The following is a 17,445-nucleotide window of genomic DNA, read 5'->3' on the forward strand; positions in this document are numbered from 1 at the left end:
ACTCAGTGGGTCATCACTGCTACAGTTGATGTCTCACTGAGTCATCAACCTCGGGAAGGACTCCTCATGTCTTTGCTTGACCAGCGGGTTGTCGTCATCGGCGGCAGCTCGGGAATGGGATTGGCGACCGCTCGAGCCGCAGCGGCGGCGGGCGCGTCCGTCACGATCGCGGCGAGCGGCAAGGAACGACTGGACGCGGCACTCGCCGAATTGCCGGACACCTGCGAAGGATTCGTCGCCGACGTACGTGACGACGCGAACGTCGCGGCGCTGTTCGAGCAGGTCGGCACGCTCGACCACCTCGTCTACACCGCCGGCGACGCGCTGCCTCCGCAGCCGCTCGCCGACCTGTCGCTCGATGACGCGCAGAGCGGGTTCTATGTCCGCTACTGGGGCGTCGTGAGCGCGGTGAAGCACGCCGCGCCGCGGATCCGCCCGGGCGGTTCGATCGTGCTGACGTCCGGGATCATCGGAGTCCGTCCGACGCCCGGAGCAGCGCTCGCAGCCGGTTCCGCCGGCGCGGTCGAGGGGCTGGCGCGCGGTCTGGCCGTCGATCTGGCACCGGTGCGGGTCAACACGGTCCGCCCGGGGCCGGTCCACACGCCGATGTGGGACGGCCTTCCGCAGCCGCAGCTCGACGCGATGGTCGCCGCGTTCACCGAACGAACGCTGACCAAATCGGTCGGCGAAGCGGACCAGATCGCGGCGACCAATGTGTACTTGATGGAGAACAGGTTCGTCACCGGTGCGGTGATCACCGTCGACGGAGGGTTCGTGCTTACCGGAAGCTGACCTGTTCGCCCGGCTTGAGCAGATGCAGCCGGTCTGCGAGCCCAGCCGACGTGAACGCCGGCCGCAGCGTGTCCGGGCCCTGGGTGAAATGCGCCCAATGCTCGAAGTGCAGCGGGACGACCTGGCGCGCGTTCAGGATCCGGGCTGCCTCGGCCGCGCCCTCGCTGGGCAGCGTCAGATACGCGTCGCCGACCAGCGGGGTTCGTGCCCCGCCGGCGAACAGGACGGCGATGTCGATCCGCTCGAAGCGCTCGGCGATCTGCCGCACTACGTCGAGGGAAGCGTTGTCGCCGCTGACGTAAACGGTCGGCTGGCCCTCGCCTTCGAGCACGAAACCGGTGACCTCGCCGACGAGATGCTCGCTGCCGTCCGGCCCGTGCCGCGCGGGCACTCCGGTGACGAAGACGCCGCCGAGGTCGTGCGACTCCCAGTTGGCCAGCGCCCGAACAGGGTCGCCGATCCGCTCCCTCGCCGAAGCGGTGGACAGGACGAGCGGGGCGTCGAGGGCGTACTCCCGCCCCGCCGCGTCCAGGTTGTCCGGGTGCTGGTCGTGGGAAAGCAGCACCGCGTCCACCTCGCCGACCTCCGCCGCCGAGATCGCGGGACCAGCGGTTTTCGCCAGCTTGCGAGTGCCGATCGGGTAATCGCCGGGGCTGTCGAAGGTGGGGTCGGTGAGCAGGCGGGTCTCGCCGTACTCGATGAGGGCGGTCGGGCCGCCGACGTACCAGATGCGCGTCACGCGGGTAGTCAACTCGCGGTGGGTTGCGCGGTATTCCGCCGCAGCGCCTGGAATTCGACCGGGCTGTGCGCGCTGAACACCGAGACCTCGTCCTGGTGCTCGCGGGCGAGGGTCTGCAACCGGGCGAGGTTGGCGCGGCGGGTGGCTCCGTCCATCTGGTTCATCACCTCGAACGCGCGCATGCCGGGCGGGCAGTGCGGGCTCACCGGGGCGACTTCGCCGTGGAAGAAATACGCGTCGCCGGCGTGCAGGAGCCAGCCGTCGCCGGTGTCGACCGCGACGCCGGAGTGGCCGTGCGTGTGGCCGGGCAGCGGGACGAGCAGGATCTCCGGCGGCAGACCGCGCAGCGGCCGCACCGCGTCGAAGCCGAACCATTTCTCGCCGGCCTCGTCATAGGTGCTCCACAGTGGACTGTGCGCGAATTGCTCAGCGCGGTACCGCGTTTTCTCCGGGAAGCTCTTCGGGTTGTCCGCCGCGCGGCGTTCGGTGGTGCGGACATGCACGGTGGCGTCGGGGAAATCGGCGAGACCGCCGGCGTGGTCCACGTCGAGGTGGGTCATCACGATGTGCCGCACGTCGGCGGGATCGTGGCCCAGCGCCCGGATCTGTGCGACGGCGGTTTCTTCCATGATCGGCTTCGCCCCGACCATCGCCATGAACGGACCGCCGAGCCAGCGCCGCGATTCGGTGACGCCGCGGGTGCCGAATCCAGTGTCGACCAGCACGAGCGCGTCGGCGGTCTCCACGAGCAGGCAGTGCGCCACGATCGAGCTGCGCCGCAGCATTCCGGGGCGGCCGTCGAGGGCCTTGCCGCCGAGCGGACGCATCGTGCCGCAGTTGAGGTGGTGCACCTTCATACCGTGCTCCTCTCGCTGAGCCGGACGAAATCGGTCAGGTCGTGCGAGGCGAACACGGTCACCTCGTCGGCGTGGTCCCGGCGCAGCTCGCGCAACCGGCGCTGGTTTTCGCGCCGCGGCCCGGGCAGCGTCTGGACCCGCCGTTCGAACATAGCCAATCCGGGCGGGCAATAGGGCTCGGCGTCGATCTCCTGGTGGAAGAAATACGCATCGCCCGCGTTGAGCACCCAGCCGGATCCGGTGTCGACAGCCACCCCGGCGTGTCCGGCGGTGTGCCCGGCGAGCGGCACGAGCGCGACGCCCTCGACTCCGTCCAGTTCACGGACCGCGTCGAGGCCGAACCAGCTGTCGCCAGTGTCCGAATAGGACTTCCACTGTGGACCGTGGCGGAACTGGACATCGCGGTACCGCGGGTTTCCGGCGCGGTAAGCGTCGAGTTCCTTGCCGTAGACGTGCACGCGGGCCTGCGGGAAGTCGACGAGCCCGCCGGCGTGGTCGAGGTCGAGGTGAGTGAGGACGATGTCGCGGACGTCGGCCGGGTCGAAGCCCAGCGCGCGGATACGGCTCAGCGCGGTTTCGTTTTCGTCCCGCATCGGGTTGGACGTGCGCAGGAAGCGCGGACCGAGCCAGCGTGCGGCGTCGGTGACGGTGGGTGAACCCATTCCGGTTTCGATGAGGGTCAGTCCGGTGCCGGTTTCGACCAGCATGCAGTGGCACACAAGGGTGGCGCGCCGCAGCAGTCCTGGTTTTCCGTCGACCAGCTTGCCGCCGATCGGACGCATGGTGCCGCAGTTGAAGTGGTGTACTCGCATTAGGCGAACTCCCGTTCAACAGTGGTGTGCAGGTGGGCGGCGACGGCTTGCAGCGGTGCGATGTCCCGTCGAGTGCGCGCGAGCAGCAATGCGCCTTCGATCGCGGACAGCGCGATTGTCGCCAGAGAAGCGGCGCGGTCCTCGGCGAGGCCGCACTTGGTGAAGTAAGCGGAAATGTCGCGCAGCCAGCCTTCGTAACCCTGATCGCAGGCGGCGCGGATCGGTTCGCTGTCAGCGGCTTCCAATGCGACAGTCGCGATCGGACAGCCGCAGCGGAAGTCCGATTCGGACAGCGAGGTGGCCAGAGCGGTCACGATGAGGTCGACGGCGGTGGCCGGATCCGGTGCGCTGGCGGTGATTTCGCGGAAAACCCCGGCCAGCCGCTCGCCGGAAAGCCGCACCGCCTCGGCGGCGAGCTGTTCCTTGCCGCCGGGGAAATGGAAGTACAGCGAACCCTTCGGGGCCCGGCTTTCGGACACGAGCTGGGTCATCCCGGTGGCGTGGTAGCCCTGGGTGCGAAACAGCTCAGCCGCCGATTCGAGCATCCGGCGGCGCGTGTCGGTGCGGTTGACCATGCGTCCCACCGTAGCTCAAACTATGACGACCGGTCTAGTTAGTTTCGAGCCCTGCCCGCCCGGCGCGGCCGATCGGTAACCTCAGCGCCATGGCGAACCCCACCGGAGAGCAGTTCGAGATCACCCGCGGCAACGCGCGCGCCGTCATCACCGAGATCGGTGCCGGCCTGCGCGCGTTCGAGATCAGCGGAGTGCCGTATGTCGAGACGTTCGCCGAGGACGAGAAGCCGCCGAAGGGGCTCGGCCAGGTGCTGCTGCCGTGGCCGAACCGGACCAAGGGCGGCAAGTGGGAGTTCGAGGGCGAAGAGCAGCAGCTGGAGATCACCGAGGAAGCGCGCGGCAACGCCATCCACGGCCTGACCCGGCACCGGGAATGGGAGCTGCTGGAGCACGCCGAAACGTCGATCACGCTGGCCATCGACGTCGAGGCGCAGCCCGGCTGGCCGGTCCCGCTGCGCGCGACGATCACGTACGACCTGCAACCGCGCGAACTCGTGATCACGCACGAGATCCGCAACGAGGGGGAGAAGCCGATCGGTGTCGGCGTCGGAACCCACCCGTACTTCCGGATCGGCGACGCGCCCACCGACGAGCTGACCCTCACGCTGCCCGCCACGCGCGTCCGGCCGTACGAGGGCGATCAGCAGATGCCGTACGCGGACGAGCAGGACGTCGAGGGCACCGAGTACGACTTCCGGCAGGGCAAGCTGCTCGAAGGCGTCGACCTGGACACCGCGTTCGGCGGGCTGGAACTCGCCGCGGACGGCACCCACCAGTACGTGCTGTCCCACGGCGACCGCCAGCTGGTGGTCTGGACCGGCGCGGACTTCCGCTGGGTGCAGGTGTTCACGCCGGACGACCTGGTCGGCCGAGGCCGCGCGGTCGCGATCGAGCCGATGACCTGCCCGGCGGACGCGCTCAACACCCGCACCGACATCATCGACCTGGAACCGGCCACGTCGTGGACGGGCAGCTGGGGAATCCGGGTCCCGTGAAGCTCGAACTGCTGACCGAGGCCGCCGCGGGTGAGCTGTTGACCTTGCAGCAGGCCGCGTACCTCACTGAGGCGCGGGCGCACCAGAACTTCGACCTGCCGCCGTTGCTGGACACCCTCGACCATGTGCGCGCGGCCATCGCCGACCCGTCGATCACGGTCTGGGGCTTCCGCGACGGCGGCAGGCTCGTGGCGAGCGTGCGGATGCGAGTGGACGGTCCGGTCGGCGAGATCGGCAGGCTCGTGGTGGCACCGGATCGCCAGGGCGAGGGACTCGGTACCGCGCTGCTGACGGCCGCGGAGGAGGCGACTCCGGCGGAGGTGACGGTGTTCCGGCTGTTCACCGGCGAGCGTTCGGCCGGACCGCTCTATTTGTACCGAAAGCTCGGTTACCGCGAGACGCATCGGTCGCCGGAAGCGGACTATCAGTTGGTGCACCTGGAAAAACCCCGGATGCGCGAACCCGGGTGAGTTCGTTAGCGTGTCAAACTATGGCTTACAAGGCGATTGTCGGGGGCTATGTGGTCCCCGTCGGCGCCGCTCCGATCGAGGGCGGCACTGTGCTCATCGAAGACGGCCGGATCACCCACGTCGGGGCTGAGGCCGACGTCGAGGTGCCGGAGGACGCGGAACTGGTGGACGCGTCCGGCAGCTGGGTACTGCCGGGATTCATCGACGCGCACGCGCACCTCGGCGTCCACGAGGACGGCGAAGGCTGGGCGGGCAACGACACCAACGAAATGACCGACCCGAACGGAGCCCGCTTCCGCGCGATCGACGGGATCGACCCGTACGAACCGGGCTTCGACGACGCGCTGGCGGGCGGCGTCACGAGCGTGGTGATCAAGCCGGGGTCGGGCAACCCGATCGGCGGGCAGACCATCGGCGTGAAGACGTGGGGCCGGTCCATTCTGGACATGGTCTTCGCCGAGCAGGTGAGCGTGAAGAGCGCGCTGGGCGAGAACCCGAAGAGGGTTTACGGCGAAAAGAAGGTCACGCCCTCGACCAGGCTCGGCGTGGCCGCGATCCTGCGCGAGGCGTTCACGAAGGCGCGCAATTACCAGGAGAAGCGCGAGCACACGCGGTCGGAGGGCAAGCCGTTCGAAACGGACCTGACGAACGAAACGCTCGCCAAGGTCCTGGACGGCGAGCTGTACTGGGACCAGCACGTGCACCGCGCCGACGACATGGTGACCGCGATCCGGCTCGCCGACGAATTCGGCTACAAACTGGTGATCAACCACGGCACCGAAGGCCACCTGATCGCGGACCTGCTGGCCGAACGCGACATCCCGGTGATCCTCGGCCCGCTGTTCACCACGAAGTCCAAGGTGGAACTGCGCAACCGCACCCTGCGCTCGGCGGGAATCCTCGCGCGGGCCGGGGTGAAGATCGCGATCACCACGGACCACCCGGTCATCCCCATCAACTTCCTGGTGTACCAGGCGGCTTTGGCGGTGAAGGACGGCCTTGACCCGGAGACCGCTTTGAAGGCCCTGACGCTGCACCCGGCGCAGATGCTCGGCCTCGACGACCGGATCGGCACTCTGACGCCCGGCCTGGACGCCGACGTGGTGGTGTGGTCGGGCGACCCGCTGGACGTGATGAACCGCGCGATGCGGGTGTTCGTGCGGGGCCAGGAGGTGTACCACTTCGACGAGACGACCGGCGAGGGCGTTTCGGCGGATCGGCGGTACCGGGAAGCTCGCTGAACCCTCGGTTGAGGCGGCCCGGACGGCCGCCTCAACCGAGCAGCGCGGTGAGGTCGATTTCCGCCGGGAACGGCTCGGTGGTGCGGAATTTCCCGGTGCGGGCCGGGGCGTCCTGGTAGCCGAGCTCTCCGGCCTGGTGGCAGGCGACGAGGGAGACCGGGTCGTCGAGGTCGAGGATCCAGTAGAACGGGATTCCGGCGTCGGCGTACTCGTCGTGCTTGGTGGCGTAGTCGGTGCGCTTCGAACCAGGCGACACGATCTCGACGACGAGGAGGACTCCAGTCGCGCGAAGCAGCCCGCCTTCCTGACGGCGGCGCGCGAGTTCCGCCTTGCTGACGACCATCAGGTCGGGACGGCGGGAAAAGCCTGGTCCTCCGGCTGGGGTCAGCTCAAGGTCGATGTCGGTCTCCGCCACCGTTTTGAACTCCTCCGGCACGGAGGGCCGCAACTGGTGGGCAAGCTCCAGCATGGCGAGCCCGTGTTCCGGTCTCGGACTGGGTGACATCATCAAGCGGCCCTCCACGAGCTCAGTGAAGCCGGAGTCGGTTTCACCGAGGGCCGCGTATTCCTCGATCGACAGCAGGTGATCCGGGATCTCCCAGGGGAATTCACCACGCGTCGGCTCGGGAAGTGCTGTCACAGCGTCTCCTCACGTCACCGGGATTGTCTCACGCCTGCGGTGAAACTGTCAGTGACCATATCGACACGAAGAGCCATGTTTCGCCGCCGGGTTGATCATGCTCGGCTTGCGCTCAAGAGAAGAGGTGGTCCGCCAGGAACGTCCCCAACCCCCGCGGCGAACCCCTGGTCACCGCGGCGAAATCGTCGCTCAGCCAAGCCCCGTCCCCGGCCGCCAGCAGCTCGAAGACCTGCGCATTCGACCCCGCCTCCGGCACCCCCTTCGACTCCATCACCGCCTGGTGCTCCGCAGCCGAAATCCGCCGGTACTCCACCGGACGGCCGGTAACCGCAGCCCATTCCCGGGCCATGTCGGCGAACGTGACCAGCTCCGGCCCCGTCAGCAGATACGTCCGCCCGGCATGCTCCGCCGGGGCCTTCGCGATCGTGGCAGCCGTGGCCGCGACGTCCCGGGCGTCGATCATTCCGATCCGGCCATCCCCCGCGGACGAAGAAAAGCCGCCCGTCGCAGCGATCTCCGGCGCGAGGGCCAGCAGATTCTGCATAAAGAAGTTCGGCGCCAGCAGCGTGTACTCCATCCCGGACGCCTTGAGGTGCGCGTCAATCCGCGCGTGCACCCGCCGCCGGGCGACTGGCGAATCCGCTACAGCCTTGTGGTTGGTAACCCGCACGACGTGCCGCACCCCGTGCGCGACCGCGCGATCGAGCACCGTGATCTGCGAGGCCGCCGCGGGCCCGATCAGCAGGAGGGTGTCGACCCCGCGCAGGGCCGCGTCGAGGGTGTCCGGCCGGTCGAAATCGCCGATCACCTCGTCAGGGCCGCCCGAGGGGCTGCGGACGAGCGTCCGGACGGGTCCGAGCAGGCGGACGACTTCCCTGCCGATTGTGCCGGTGGCTCCGGTCGTCAAGATCATGCGAAAGAGACTGCTCGCCACCGGTATCGTTTGTGAAGAAGGCACCTCGACGATCTATAGGTACCTAATGGATACCAAGTATGCGAAAGCGTGCCCGTCGCGCACCGTGATGGACGTGCTGGCGAACAAGTGGACGCTCTACGTCCTCGGCCTGCTCCGCCAGCACGAGCGTCCGCTGCGGTTCACCGAGTTGCGCCGCGGCGTCGAAGGCGTGACGCAGAAATCGCTCACCCAGGTGCTGCGCAATCTCGAACGCGACGGGCTAGTCACCCGCACGATCTACCCGACGATCCCGCCGCGCGTGGAGTACGCGCTGACGGATCTCGGCCGGGACGTGGGGGCCTTGACCGGGGCGATCGCCGACTGGTCGAAAGCCAACGCGGGCCGCGTTCATGCCGCCCGCGCGGCTTATGACGGCAAAACGGACTAGGCGTTCTTCAGGGACCGCGCGATCACCATCCGCTGGATCTGGTTGGTCCCCTCGAAGATCTGCGGCACTTTCGCCTCCCGCATGTACCGCTCCACCGGGAAATCCCGCGTGTACCCGGCGCCGCCGAGGACCTGGACCGCGTCCGTGGTCACTTTCATCGCGCCGTCCGTCGCCACCAGCTTCGCGATCGACGACTGGCGCTGGAAGTCCAGCCCGCGGTCGCGGCGGCGGGCCGCGTCGAGATAGGTCGCGCGGGCCGATTCGACCGTCGCCGCCATGTCGGCCAGCAGGAATTCCAAGCCCTGGAAGTCCGCGATCGGACGGCCGAACTGGGTGCGGCCCTTCGCGTACTCCACGGCCTCGTCCAGGGCCGCCTGCGCCAGGCCCACCGCGCAGGCGGCGATCCCGAGCCGTCCCGAGCTGAGCGACGACAGAGCGATCTTCAGCCCGGCGCCCTCGCCGCCGATAAGGCGATCAGCCGGGACGTGAGCGTCTTCGAACAGCATCTGCGCGGTCGGCGACCCGGTGAGGCCCATTTTCCGCTCGCGCGGAGCCGCGGACAGGCCCGGAGTCGATGAGTCGACAAGCAGGCACGAGATGCCTCGGCCGCCGTCGTCGCTCGTGCGGACCATCGTCGTGTAGAAGTCCGCGACTCCCGCGTGGGTGATCCACGCTTTCGTGCCATTGACGACGTACTCGTCCTCGGTCAGCCGTGCGCGGGTGGACAGCGCGGCCGCGTCCGAGCCGGCGTGCGTTTCCGACAGGGCGTACGCGCCGAGCAGTGAGCCGCCCAGCATGTCCGGCAGCCAGCGATCCTGCTGTTCCTCCGTGCCGTAGTGCGCGAGCGCGTAGCAGGACATCGTGTGCACCGACAGTCCGACGCCGACGCTCATCCACGCGCTGGCGATCTCCTCGAGCGCCTGCAGGTAGACCTCGTACGGCTGCTCGGCACCGCCCCAGCGCTCCGGGTACGGCAGGCCCAGCAGGCCGGACTTGCCCATCAGGGTGAACAGGTCGCGCGGGAATTTCTCGGCCTCCTCGTCGGCCGAAGCGCGCGGTTTCAGCTCGTCACGGGCGATTTCCGTGACGAGCGCGAGCAGGTCTTCGGACTCCGGCGTCGGCAGCAGACGGTCGACCGGCATGGCTTCCTCCCAGGCGGCGGTACTGAAAACAGTACTGACGGATGATTGAGAGTACCGTATGCGGAGCGGGGCTGTCCCTGATCGGTAGGAGATAGTGACGTGATGTCCACCCCTGAAGCTCGTCGCCGGCCCACCGCGCGGCAGCAGGCGCTGCTGCGCGAGCTCGAGGCGTTGTTCCTGGCGGAGGGCTTCGCCGGCTTCACGCTCGACGATCTCGCCGCCCGGCTCCGCTGTTCGAAATCGACGCTGTACGCGCTCGCGCCGAGCAAGGAGCAGCTCGCGGTCAAGGTCGTCGCGCACTTCTTCCGCGACGCCGCCGAACGTCTAGAAAAGCGGATCGCGGGCATCGACGACGCGCGCGAGCTGATCGGCGAGTACCTCTCCGGCGTCTCCGAGCACCTGAACCGGGCGTCTCCGGAGTTCATGGCCGACATCGCCGCCTTCGCGCCCGCCCGCGACACCTATCAGCTCAACAGCCGCGCCGCCGCTCGCCGGATCCGCGCGTTCATCGACAAGGGCGTCGCCGACGGGGTGTTCCGCGACGTGCACGCGCGGCTCGTGGCCGAAATGACCGGACTGATCATCGAGGGCATTCAGACCGGGGTGCTCGGCAGGCGCACCGATGTGTCCGACGCGGAAGCGTTCACCGCGCTCGGCGAACTTTTGCTCGGCGGACTCGACAAGAACTGATGTGTCCGCATCGGGACAGGAATTGTCAGCATGAGTTCCTCTACACTCGCCGCTTGTGATCGTGGTGGGTGGAGAGGCGCTGGTCGACCTCGTTCCTGGCGAACCGTTGGATTCCACTGTGGACGGTGGGTTGCGCGCGCTGCTGCCCCGGCTCGGCGGTGGTCCATACAACGTCGCGCTCGCCGCGGGCCGCCTCGGCGTTCCCGCGTCGTTCCTGTCCCGGGTTTCCACTGACCGGTTCGGCGTCGCGTTGGTGGATCGCCTTTCCGCTTCGCACGTCGACACTTCGTTGCTGCAGCGCGGCAACGAGCCGACGACGCTCGCCGTCGTCGCGCTCGACGAACGCGGCGCCGCGCGATACACCTTCTACGTCGAGGGAACCGCCGATCGGCTGGTCTCCGATCCTGGTGCGCTGCCGGAAGAAACCACCGCGCTGTCGCTCGGAACGCTCGGCATGGTGCTCGAACCCGGCGCGAGCGCGTACGAGCGAATTCTGCGCCGCGAATCCGCGCGTGGGACCCTGACGGTGCTCGACCCGAACATCCGGGAGGCGCTCATCGCCGACCCGGCGGCTTACCGCGCGCGCTTCGCCTCGTGGCTGCCGGACGTGCGGCTGCTGAAAACCTCCGACGACGACGCCGCGTGGCTCGCCGAAGGGGCCGACCCGGTGGCCGCCGCGAAATCGTGGGTGGAGTCCGGTGTGGACGCCGTCGTGCTCACCCGGGGCGCGGAAGGCTTGTCTGTGATCACTTCGGCTGGTGAGCTGGCACACGTTCCCTCCCGCAAGGTCGCGGTCGCGGACACGATCGGCGCCGGCGACACCGTGCAGGGCGCGCTGCTGGCCTGGCTGCACGAGCGCACCGTGCGCGACCTGGCCGCACTCGACGCCGACGCGTGGACCGAAGCGCTTGCTTATGCGGCGAAAGCGGCGTCCATCACGGTCTCCCGCAGCGGAGCGGAGCCGCCGACCGCGGCGGATATGGCGGCCACCGTGTGAACCTGGTCCCAATGGGGCCTTTTGGGGCAACGCAGCGAGTGCGGACTGACCCACCCTTCGACTAGCGTAGTGGTGAATTCATACCCAGCGGGGCGGTGTGCAGCGAGGCGCGTGTTTCCTCGCGTGAACACGTGGCTACTGCGGAACCTTGCAGGCGCCGCCGTCCCGTGCCCAACGTGAGAGGGACCTGCATGTCCGACGCGACGAATGCGGGGCAGTCCGGCGGCGAAACCGCGACGCTGCGCCTGCCGAGTGGCGAGCACGAGTTCAAGGTCGTCAACCCGGTCGAGGGCGCGCCGGGGATCGAGCTGGGAAAGCTGCTGGCGCAGACGGGGTACATCACCTACGACCCCGGGTTCGTCAACACCGGCGCCGCGTCGTCGGCCATCACCTACATCGACGGTGATGCGGGCATCCTGCGCTACCGCGGCTACCCGATCGAGCAGCTGGCGGAGAAGTCCACCTTCATCGAGGTGTCCTACCTGCTCATCTACGGCGAGCTGCCGACCGAGGCCCAGCTGGCTGACTTCACCGAGCGGATCCAGCGGCACACCCTGCTGCACGAGGACCTCAAGGCGTTCTTCTCCGGCTTCCCGCGCGACGCGCACCCGATGCCGGTGCTGTCCAGCGCCGTGTCCGCGCTGTCGACCTTCTACCAGGACTCGCTGAACCCGTTCGACGAGCCCAACGTCGAGCTGTCCACCATCCGCCTGCTGGCGAAGGTGCCGACGCTCGCGGCGTACGCGTACAAGAAGTCCGTCGGCCAGCCGCTGCTGTACCCGGACAATTCGCTGGGCCTCGTCGAGAACTTCCTGCGGATGACGTTCGGCTTCCCGGCCGAGCCGTACGAGGTCGACCCGGACATCGCGAAGGCGCTCGACCTGCTGTTCATCCTGCACGCCGACCACGAGCAGAACTGCTCCACCTCCACGGTGCGGCTCGTCGGCTCGTCCGAGGCGAACCTGTTCGCCAGCATCTCGGCGGGCATCAACGCGCTGTTCGGCCCGCTGCACGGCGGCGCGAACGCGGCGGTGCTGGAGATGCTCGAGGGCATCCGCGACGACGGCGGCGATGTCGCGACGTTCGTCAACCGCGTGAAGAACAAGGAACAAGGTGTCAAGCTCATGGGCTTCGGGCACCGGGTCTACAAGAACTACGACCCGCGCGCGAAGATCATCAAGAACACCGCGGACGAGATCCTCGGCAAGCTCAAGGGCGGCGACCAGCTGCTCGACATCGCCAAGAAGCTCGAGGAAACCGCGCTGTCCGACGACTACTTCGTCGAGCGCAAGCTGTACCCGAACGTGGACTTCTACACCGGTCTGATCTACCGTGCGCTCGGGTTCCCGACGAAGTTCTTCACCGTGCTGTTCGCGCTCGGCCGGCTCCCCGGCTGGATCGCGCACTGGCGCGAGATGATCAACGACCCGCAGACGAAGATCGGCCGCCCGCGCCAGATCTACACCGGCCACGCCTCCCGGGACTACACGCCGATGTCGGAGCGCTGAATCTCCGCTTGGTGAAACGCCCCGCCGTGCCTTCGCGCGGCGGGGCGTTTATCGTTGTGCGGCATGACGATGGAAGCGCCGGTCGTGCTGTGGTTCCGCCGGGACCTGCGGTTGGCCGACCACGCCGCCCTGTTCGAGGCGGCCAAGCACAGCAAGCACATTCTGGCGCTCTACGTGCTGGACGACCGGCTCCTCAAACCTGCCGGTTCGCCGCGGGTCGCGTTCCTGCTGAATTCCTTGCGGGAGCTGGACAAATCGCTGTCCGGCCGGTTGATGGTGCGCTATGGCGATCCGGCGCGAGAGGTCGTGGCCGCGGCCCGGGAGATCCGGGCAGCGGCAGTGCATGTCTCTGCGGATACCGCACCATATGGGCGTGCGCGTGACGAAGCGGTGGCTTCCGCCTTGGCAGAGCATCGAATTCAGTGGGTGGAGACGGGTTCGCCGTATGCCGTGACGCCGGGACGGGTGACCAAGCCGGACGGTACCCCGTACCGGGTGTTCACCCCGTTCTATCGCGCTTGGGCACAGCACGGCTGGCCCCGTCCGGCCGGCACCAATGTGTCTATTGTGGACTGGATCAAGCCTTCTTCCTCGGCATCGCTGCCGGAAACTCTGGAGGTGGAGTGCGAACTGCCGCCGGCGGGGGAGGAAGCCGCACTGGCGGTGTGGCAGGAATTTCTCTCCGACGGTCTCGCGGATTACGCGACCGAACGCGATCGCCCGGATCATGCCGGCACCACAAAGCTTTCGCCCTATCTGCGCTGGGGCGCGATCCATCCGCGGACGATGCTGGCCGACCTGGCCGGGAAACGGTCCGAGGGCGCGCAGGCCTTGCGGTCCGAGCTGTGCTGGCGCGAGTTTCACGCCGACGTCCTGTGGAACCGGCCGGAAACCGCGCGGCAGAACTATGACCGGCGATTCGACGGAATGCGTTACGACACCGGGAAAACCGCGCAGGAAATGTTCGCGCAGTGGCGCGAGGGGCGGACCGGCTACCCAATCGTCGACGCTGGCATGCGGCAACTGCTGGCCGAGGGCTGGATGCACAACCGGGTCCGGATGATCGTGGCGAGTTTCCTGGTGAAGGACCTGCATTTGCCGTGGTGGTGGGGTGCCCGGCACTTCATGAAGCACTTGGTCGACGGCGATCTGGCGTCGAATCAGCTGAACTGGCAATGGGTCGCCGGATCCGGGACGGACGCCGCGCCGTACTTCCGGATCTTCAATCCGACCACACAGGGCCAGAAATTCGATCCGCAGGGCGATTACGTGCGCCGGTATGTGCCGGAACTGCGTGGCGTGGAGGGGAAAGCGGTGCACGTGCTCAAGGAGCGTCCGGAGGAGTACCCGGAGCCGATCGTGGACCACGCGGAGGAGCGGCAGGTCGCGCTGCAGCGGTACGGGGCGATTACCGGGTCTTAGCCTGGACATATCGTGGTCGAGCCACTCCGGCTGCGGACCTCAGTGTCGTCGGCCCGTTCGTGGTTTTCCGCCAGCGAGGGGTCGCGTTGCCGATCCTCGCCGAGATCGTGCAGTTTCACCGGTCTCGGACACTTCGCCGGGTCGAAGTCAGGCCGGACGCCCTAACGGCGTAACGCGTCAACCAGCCGCACCCGGCTGCCGACCCGCAGTACTCCGTTGCGGTACACCCGCGCTCCGGCCCAGGTGACCACCGCGATCAGCGCGATCGTCAACACCAGAGACAGCGCGATTTCCCACGGCTCGACCGTGCCGAGCGCGATCCGTGCGGGCATCAGGACCGGCGACAGCAACGGGATCAGCGACACGATCCGCGTCGCCGCTCCCTGCGGTGCTTGCGTCAGCAGGTTGATTCCGGCGACAAACCCGATGACCAGCGCGATGTTCACCGGCCCGACCACCGCCTGGGTGTCCTCCTGCCGGGACACCAGCGCGCCAGCCGCGCCGTACAGCATGGCGTAGAGGAGAAAACCGAGCAGATACCAGACGAGACCCCAGCCCAGAGCCCCCAGCGCGACGCTCGAGATCGAGAACACGCCGGACACGCCACCGGCCGCCAGACCCGCCGCGGCGAGGATCGCGAGCTGCGTCAACCCGACCAGGCCGAGTCCGATGACCTTGCCCAGCAGCAAATGCACCGGCCGGACCGTCGCGAGCAGGATCTCCACCACCCGGCTGGATTTTTCCTCGACCACGCCCTGCGCGACGAACATCCCGTAGGTCATGATGCTGACGTACAGCAGAATCGCGACCACGATCCCGGTCACGAGTTTCGTGCCGGCTTCGGGATCCGCCGGTTCGAGCGACTGGACGTCGGCGTGGGTGGCGGACACTGCCTGGTGTACGACGGCGGGATCGAGGTTCGCGGAGTACAGCTGAGCGTCCAGGACTTGTTGCTGGGCGATGTTGTCCAGCGTCGTCCGCAGCTTTGGGTCCAAAGTGGACTTCACGATCACCCGCGGCCGGGAAGCGCTGCCGGACACGAGCGCGTCGACGTCGCCGTCGCGGACCTGGGTCAATCCGTCCGATTCGGACTGTACTAGGACGATCTTGAGGTTCCGCTCGTTGTTCTCCAGTTGCGTGGCGATGCCCTGCGCTTGCCCGGCGAGCGCGACTTTCGTGGTCGACCGGTCATGGGCCAGGAATACCTGCAGCGTGACGTAACCCAGCAGCAGCAACAGCATCACCGCGGTGCTGACCACAAAGGACCGGGTGCGCAGCCGTGCGTTGAGCTCCCGTTTGGCCACCAGCCGCACCGCGCGGGCAGGACGGATCCGGCTCATCGAGGTGCTCCCGGCGTGGCGACGGAATCGCGGAACAGGTCAGTCAGCGTACGACGGCGGTGGCTGAATTCCGTCACCGGACCGGTGGCCAGCGCGGCGGCGAGCACGGCCTGGTCGTCGGCGCTCGGCGACAACTCCAGCACAGTCGTGCTGCCGCGGCTTTCGAGCACGCGAGTGCCAGGAACCGTTGTCGCCCAACCGGGATCGGCGCTGGGTGCGGTGACCACCAACCGGCGTCCGGCGTCGCGGGTCAGCTCGTCCATGGTGCCGACCGCGACCATCCGGCCGTCGCGGATGATGCCGACGCGGTCGCACAGCCGCTCCACGAGGTCGAGCTGATGGCTGGAAAACACCACTGGCACGCCCGTCGCCGCCTTCTCGCGCAACACGCCGCTCAGCACGTCGACGGCGAGCGGGTCGAGGCCGGAAAACGGTTCGTCGAGCACGAGCAGCGCCGGGTCGTGCACCAGCGCGGCGGCGAGCTGCACGCGTTGCTGATTGCCGAGACTGAGCTTCTGGATGTCGTCCTTGCGCTTCGGCCCGAGCCCGAGCCGCGCGATCCACAACTCGGCGGCGCGGTGTGCGTCGTTGGTGCTGAGCCCGTGCAGTTCGGCGAGGTAGACGAGCTGGTCGATGACCTTCATTTTCGGGTACAGACCGCGCTCTTCGGGCATGTACCCGATCTGCGCGCGGGTGTCGTGGGTGACCGGACGCCCGGCGAACCGCACCTCGCCGGAATCGGCGGCCAGCACGCCGAGCGCGATCCGCATCGTGGTGGTTTTGCCCGCCCCGTTGCTGCCGACGAACCCGAACAGCTCGCCGGGCGCCGCGGTGAAACTCACGCCGTCGAGCGCGGTTTTCGCGCCGAACCGCTTGCTGATCCGGTCGATCTCCAGCGTCACGCGTCCCCCTCCAGCGGCGCACGGCTGAACACGGCCTCCACCGGCAGGTCGAACACCGCGCAGATGCGCAACGCCAGGTCAAGACTCGGGTAATGATCCCCGCGCTCCAGCGCCCCGATCGTCTGCGGATTGACCTCGACCGCCTCGGCGAGCTCCGCCCGGCTCATCCCGCGCTCCGCACGCAGTACCGGCAGCCGGTTGTGGATCGGCAGCTCCTTGCCACGCCGCACCGGGCTCATGGACCGCACTGTTGCAAAAACCCAACGACCCGTCAAGCTGCCTTGCCGGTAGTTGTCCGCCCCAATGTGGCATTGGGTGCATGCGATGCACCCAATGTGGCGTTCGGTGCGTCTGACGCACCCAATGCCGCATTGGGGCGCTTGCCGGTCAGGCTGCGTGGCGGCGGATCACGGATGGACGTGGCCGGCGTGCCGCAGCTTCGTGCGCGGCGCGAAGCTCGGCCGCCACTTGGTCCGGTTCGGTGCGCAACCTGATCGGAAGCGTCTGGAGAACGACAATCCCCGCGGCCGCGTAGCGAGCGTTCCGCTGGAGTGTGGCGGAGTAGTCGTCCCATTTCTCGTGCCAGGCTCGTGAGTCAATCTCCCAGGCGAATGCCACGTCGTCCCACCATGCATCTGGCCTGGCCACGAACTCGCCTCTGCCGGTAGTGACTACTACGTTCCACTCGGCTTCAGGCAGACCTGTTGTTTTCCAGATTTCCCAAGCGTCGGCCTCGGCGACCGACTGTGTACCTGCCAGAAGCGCGGTCAGCGCCCGGCGTGGCAGCGCAGACCCACGCTGGCTTCCACGGCTTAGTTCGCGACCCAGCTGTTCCAAGGTGCAACGTCGTCGTTGCACAGACTCGGCCAATAGCGCTCGTACAGCATCGAAATCGCGGATTCGCCTAACTGCGTCCAGCACCGCGCGGTAGGCGGGTGCTACCGGAATCCCGTTCCTGGCGACAGGTTGGGGAAGTCGAG

Annotated in this window: 19 protein-coding genes; 9 read left to right on the forward strand and 10 right to left on the reverse strand. The window is 67.9% G+C overall.

All coding sequences use genetic code 11. The annotated features are described in order from the left end of the window. Window positions 1-66 precede the first annotated feature (66 nt). Window positions 67-792, forward strand: coding sequence for an SDR family oxidoreductase (locus H4281_RS04160; RefSeq protein ID WP_182889552.1), 726 nt, complete (start codon window positions 67-69; stop codon window positions 790-792). On the opposite strand, the gene H4281_RS04165 is transcribed toward H4281_RS04160, so the two are convergent. Genes H4281_RS04165 through H4281_RS04180 form a run of 4 tightly spaced genes read right to left on the reverse strand, consistent with a single transcriptional unit; the run spans window position 779 to window position 3,775 of the window. Next, the gene (locus tag H4281_RS04165; RefSeq protein ID WP_182889553.1) at window positions 779-1,531 is read right to left on the reverse strand and encodes an MBL fold metallo-hydrolase; all 753 of its coding nucleotides are present in this window, start codon (window positions 1,529-1,531) and stop codon (window positions 779-781) included. The two genes, H4281_RS04160 and H4281_RS04165, sit on opposite strands and share 14 nt — an antisense overlap. An 8-nt stretch (window positions 1,532-1,539) precedes the next feature. Continuing rightward, window positions 1,540-2,388 carry an MBL fold metallo-hydrolase gene (locus tag H4281_RS45430; RefSeq protein WP_182889554.1) on the reverse strand — a complete coding sequence of 283 codons (849 nt, stop codon included), beginning with the start codon at window positions 2,386-2,388 and terminating at the stop codon, window positions 1,540-1,542. Continuing rightward, window positions 2,385-3,200, reverse strand: coding sequence for an MBL fold metallo-hydrolase (locus H4281_RS04175; RefSeq protein ID WP_182889555.1), 816 nt, complete (start codon window positions 3,198-3,200; stop codon window positions 2,385-2,387). Before H4281_RS04175 ends, H4281_RS45430 begins: the two co-directional genes overlap by 4 nt. Further along, complete coding sequence (locus H4281_RS04180; protein ID WP_182889556.1) at window positions 3,200-3,775, reverse strand: TetR/AcrR family transcriptional regulator; 576 nt, start codon at window positions 3,773-3,775, stop codon at window positions 3,200-3,202. The genes H4281_RS04175 and H4281_RS04180 overlap by 1 nt, the downstream gene beginning before the upstream one ends. Before the next feature lie 89 nt (window positions 3,776-3,864). Here H4281_RS04180 and H4281_RS04185 point away from each other — a divergent pair, with 89 nt between their 5' ends. Genes H4281_RS04185 through H4281_RS04195 form a run of 3 tightly spaced genes read left to right on the forward strand, consistent with a single transcriptional unit; the run spans window position 3,865 to window position 6,481 of the window. Next, window positions 3,865-4,770 (forward strand): aldose 1-epimerase family protein, encoded by a 906-nt coding sequence (locus tag H4281_RS04185; RefSeq protein WP_182889557.1) that lies wholly within the window; start codon window positions 3,865-3,867, stop codon window positions 4,768-4,770. After that, the gene (locus H4281_RS04190; RefSeq protein ID WP_182889558.1) at window positions 4,737-5,240 is read left to right on the forward strand and encodes a GNAT family N-acetyltransferase; all 504 of its coding nucleotides are present in this window, start codon (window positions 4,737-4,739) and stop codon (window positions 5,238-5,240) included. The genes H4281_RS04185 and H4281_RS04190 overlap by 34 nt, the downstream gene beginning before the upstream one ends. Window positions 5,241-5,260: 20 nt before the next feature. Then, on the forward strand, window positions 5,261-6,481 hold the full coding sequence (locus H4281_RS04195; protein ID WP_182889559.1) for an amidohydrolase: 1,221 nt from the start codon (window positions 5,261-5,263) through the stop codon (window positions 6,479-6,481). Window positions 6,482-6,512: 31 nt separating this feature from the next. Here the strand turns inward: H4281_RS04195 and H4281_RS04200 are convergent, their stop codons facing one another. Continuing rightward, complete coding sequence (locus H4281_RS04200; protein WP_182889560.1) at window positions 6,513-7,121, reverse strand: Uma2 family endonuclease; 609 nt, start codon at window positions 7,119-7,121, stop codon at window positions 6,513-6,515. A 112-nt stretch (window positions 7,122-7,233) separates the two neighbouring features. Beyond that, entirely contained in the window at window positions 7,234-8,034 is an 801-nt protein-coding gene (locus H4281_RS04205) for an NmrA family NAD(P)-binding protein (protein WP_182889561.1), read from the reverse strand. Between the two features lie 67 nt (window positions 8,035-8,101). Here H4281_RS04205 and H4281_RS04210 point away from each other — a divergent pair, with 67 nt between their 5' ends. Beyond that, window positions 8,102-8,464, forward strand: a complete 363-nt coding sequence (locus H4281_RS04210; protein WP_182889562.1) for a winged helix-turn-helix transcriptional regulator — start codon at window positions 8,102-8,104, stop codon at window positions 8,462-8,464. On the opposite strand, the gene H4281_RS04215 is transcribed toward H4281_RS04210, so the two are convergent. Beyond that, the gene (locus tag H4281_RS04215; protein WP_182889563.1) at window positions 8,461-9,606 is read right to left on the reverse strand and encodes an acyl-CoA dehydrogenase family protein; all 1,146 of its coding nucleotides are present in this window, start codon (window positions 9,604-9,606) and stop codon (window positions 8,461-8,463) included. The two genes, H4281_RS04210 and H4281_RS04215, sit on opposite strands and share 4 nt — an antisense overlap. A gap of 102 nt (window positions 9,607-9,708) precedes the next feature. Between H4281_RS04215 and H4281_RS04220 the strand changes: the two genes are divergently transcribed. From H4281_RS04220 to H4281_RS04235, 4 genes are all read left to right on the forward strand, one after another. After that, window positions 9,709-10,296, forward strand: a complete 588-nt coding sequence (locus tag H4281_RS04220) for a TetR/AcrR family transcriptional regulator (protein WP_037369544.1) — start codon at window positions 9,709-9,711, stop codon at window positions 10,294-10,296. Between the two features lie 55 nt (window positions 10,297-10,351). Further along, window positions 10,352-11,293 carry a carbohydrate kinase family protein gene (locus tag H4281_RS04225; RefSeq protein ID WP_182889564.1) on the forward strand — a complete coding sequence of 314 codons (942 nt, stop codon included), beginning with the start codon at window positions 10,352-10,354 and terminating at the stop codon, window positions 11,291-11,293. A gap of 191 nt (window positions 11,294-11,484) precedes the next feature. After that, window positions 11,485-12,801: a citrate synthase gene (locus H4281_RS04230; RefSeq protein ID WP_182889565.1), complete on the forward strand. Its 1,317-nt coding sequence runs from the start codon at window positions 11,485-11,487 to the stop codon at window positions 12,799-12,801. Window positions 12,802-12,864: 63 nt separating this feature from the next. After that, on the forward strand, window positions 12,865-14,223 hold the full coding sequence (locus H4281_RS04235) for a cryptochrome/photolyase family protein (RefSeq protein WP_182889566.1): 1,359 nt from the start codon (window positions 12,865-12,867) through the stop codon (window positions 14,221-14,223). A gap of 161 nt (window positions 14,224-14,384) precedes the next feature. Here the strand turns inward: H4281_RS04235 and H4281_RS04240 are convergent, their stop codons facing one another. Genes H4281_RS04240 through H4281_RS04250 form a run of 3 tightly spaced genes read right to left on the reverse strand, consistent with a single transcriptional unit; the run spans window position 14,385 to window position 16,704 of the window. After that, window positions 14,385-15,563, reverse strand: coding sequence for an ABC transporter permease (locus H4281_RS04240; protein WP_182889567.1), 1,179 nt, complete (start codon window positions 15,561-15,563; stop codon window positions 14,385-14,387). Continuing rightward, window positions 15,560-16,459: an ABC transporter ATP-binding protein gene (locus H4281_RS04245; protein WP_220506793.1), complete on the reverse strand. Its 900-nt coding sequence runs from the start codon at window positions 16,457-16,459 to the stop codon at window positions 15,560-15,562. Before H4281_RS04245 ends, H4281_RS04240 begins: the two co-directional genes overlap by 4 nt. A gap of 2 nt (window positions 16,460-16,461) precedes the next feature. Next, the gene (locus H4281_RS04250; RefSeq protein WP_037715776.1) at window positions 16,462-16,704 is read right to left on the reverse strand and encodes a helix-turn-helix transcriptional regulator; all 243 of its coding nucleotides are present in this window, start codon (window positions 16,702-16,704) and stop codon (window positions 16,462-16,464) included. Window positions 16,705-17,445 lie beyond the last annotated feature (741 nt).

The organism is Amycolatopsis dendrobii (assembly GCF_014145675.1).
GTDB classification, from domain to species: domain Bacteria; phylum Actinomycetota; class Actinomycetes; order Mycobacteriales; family Pseudonocardiaceae; genus Amycolatopsis; species Amycolatopsis dendrobii.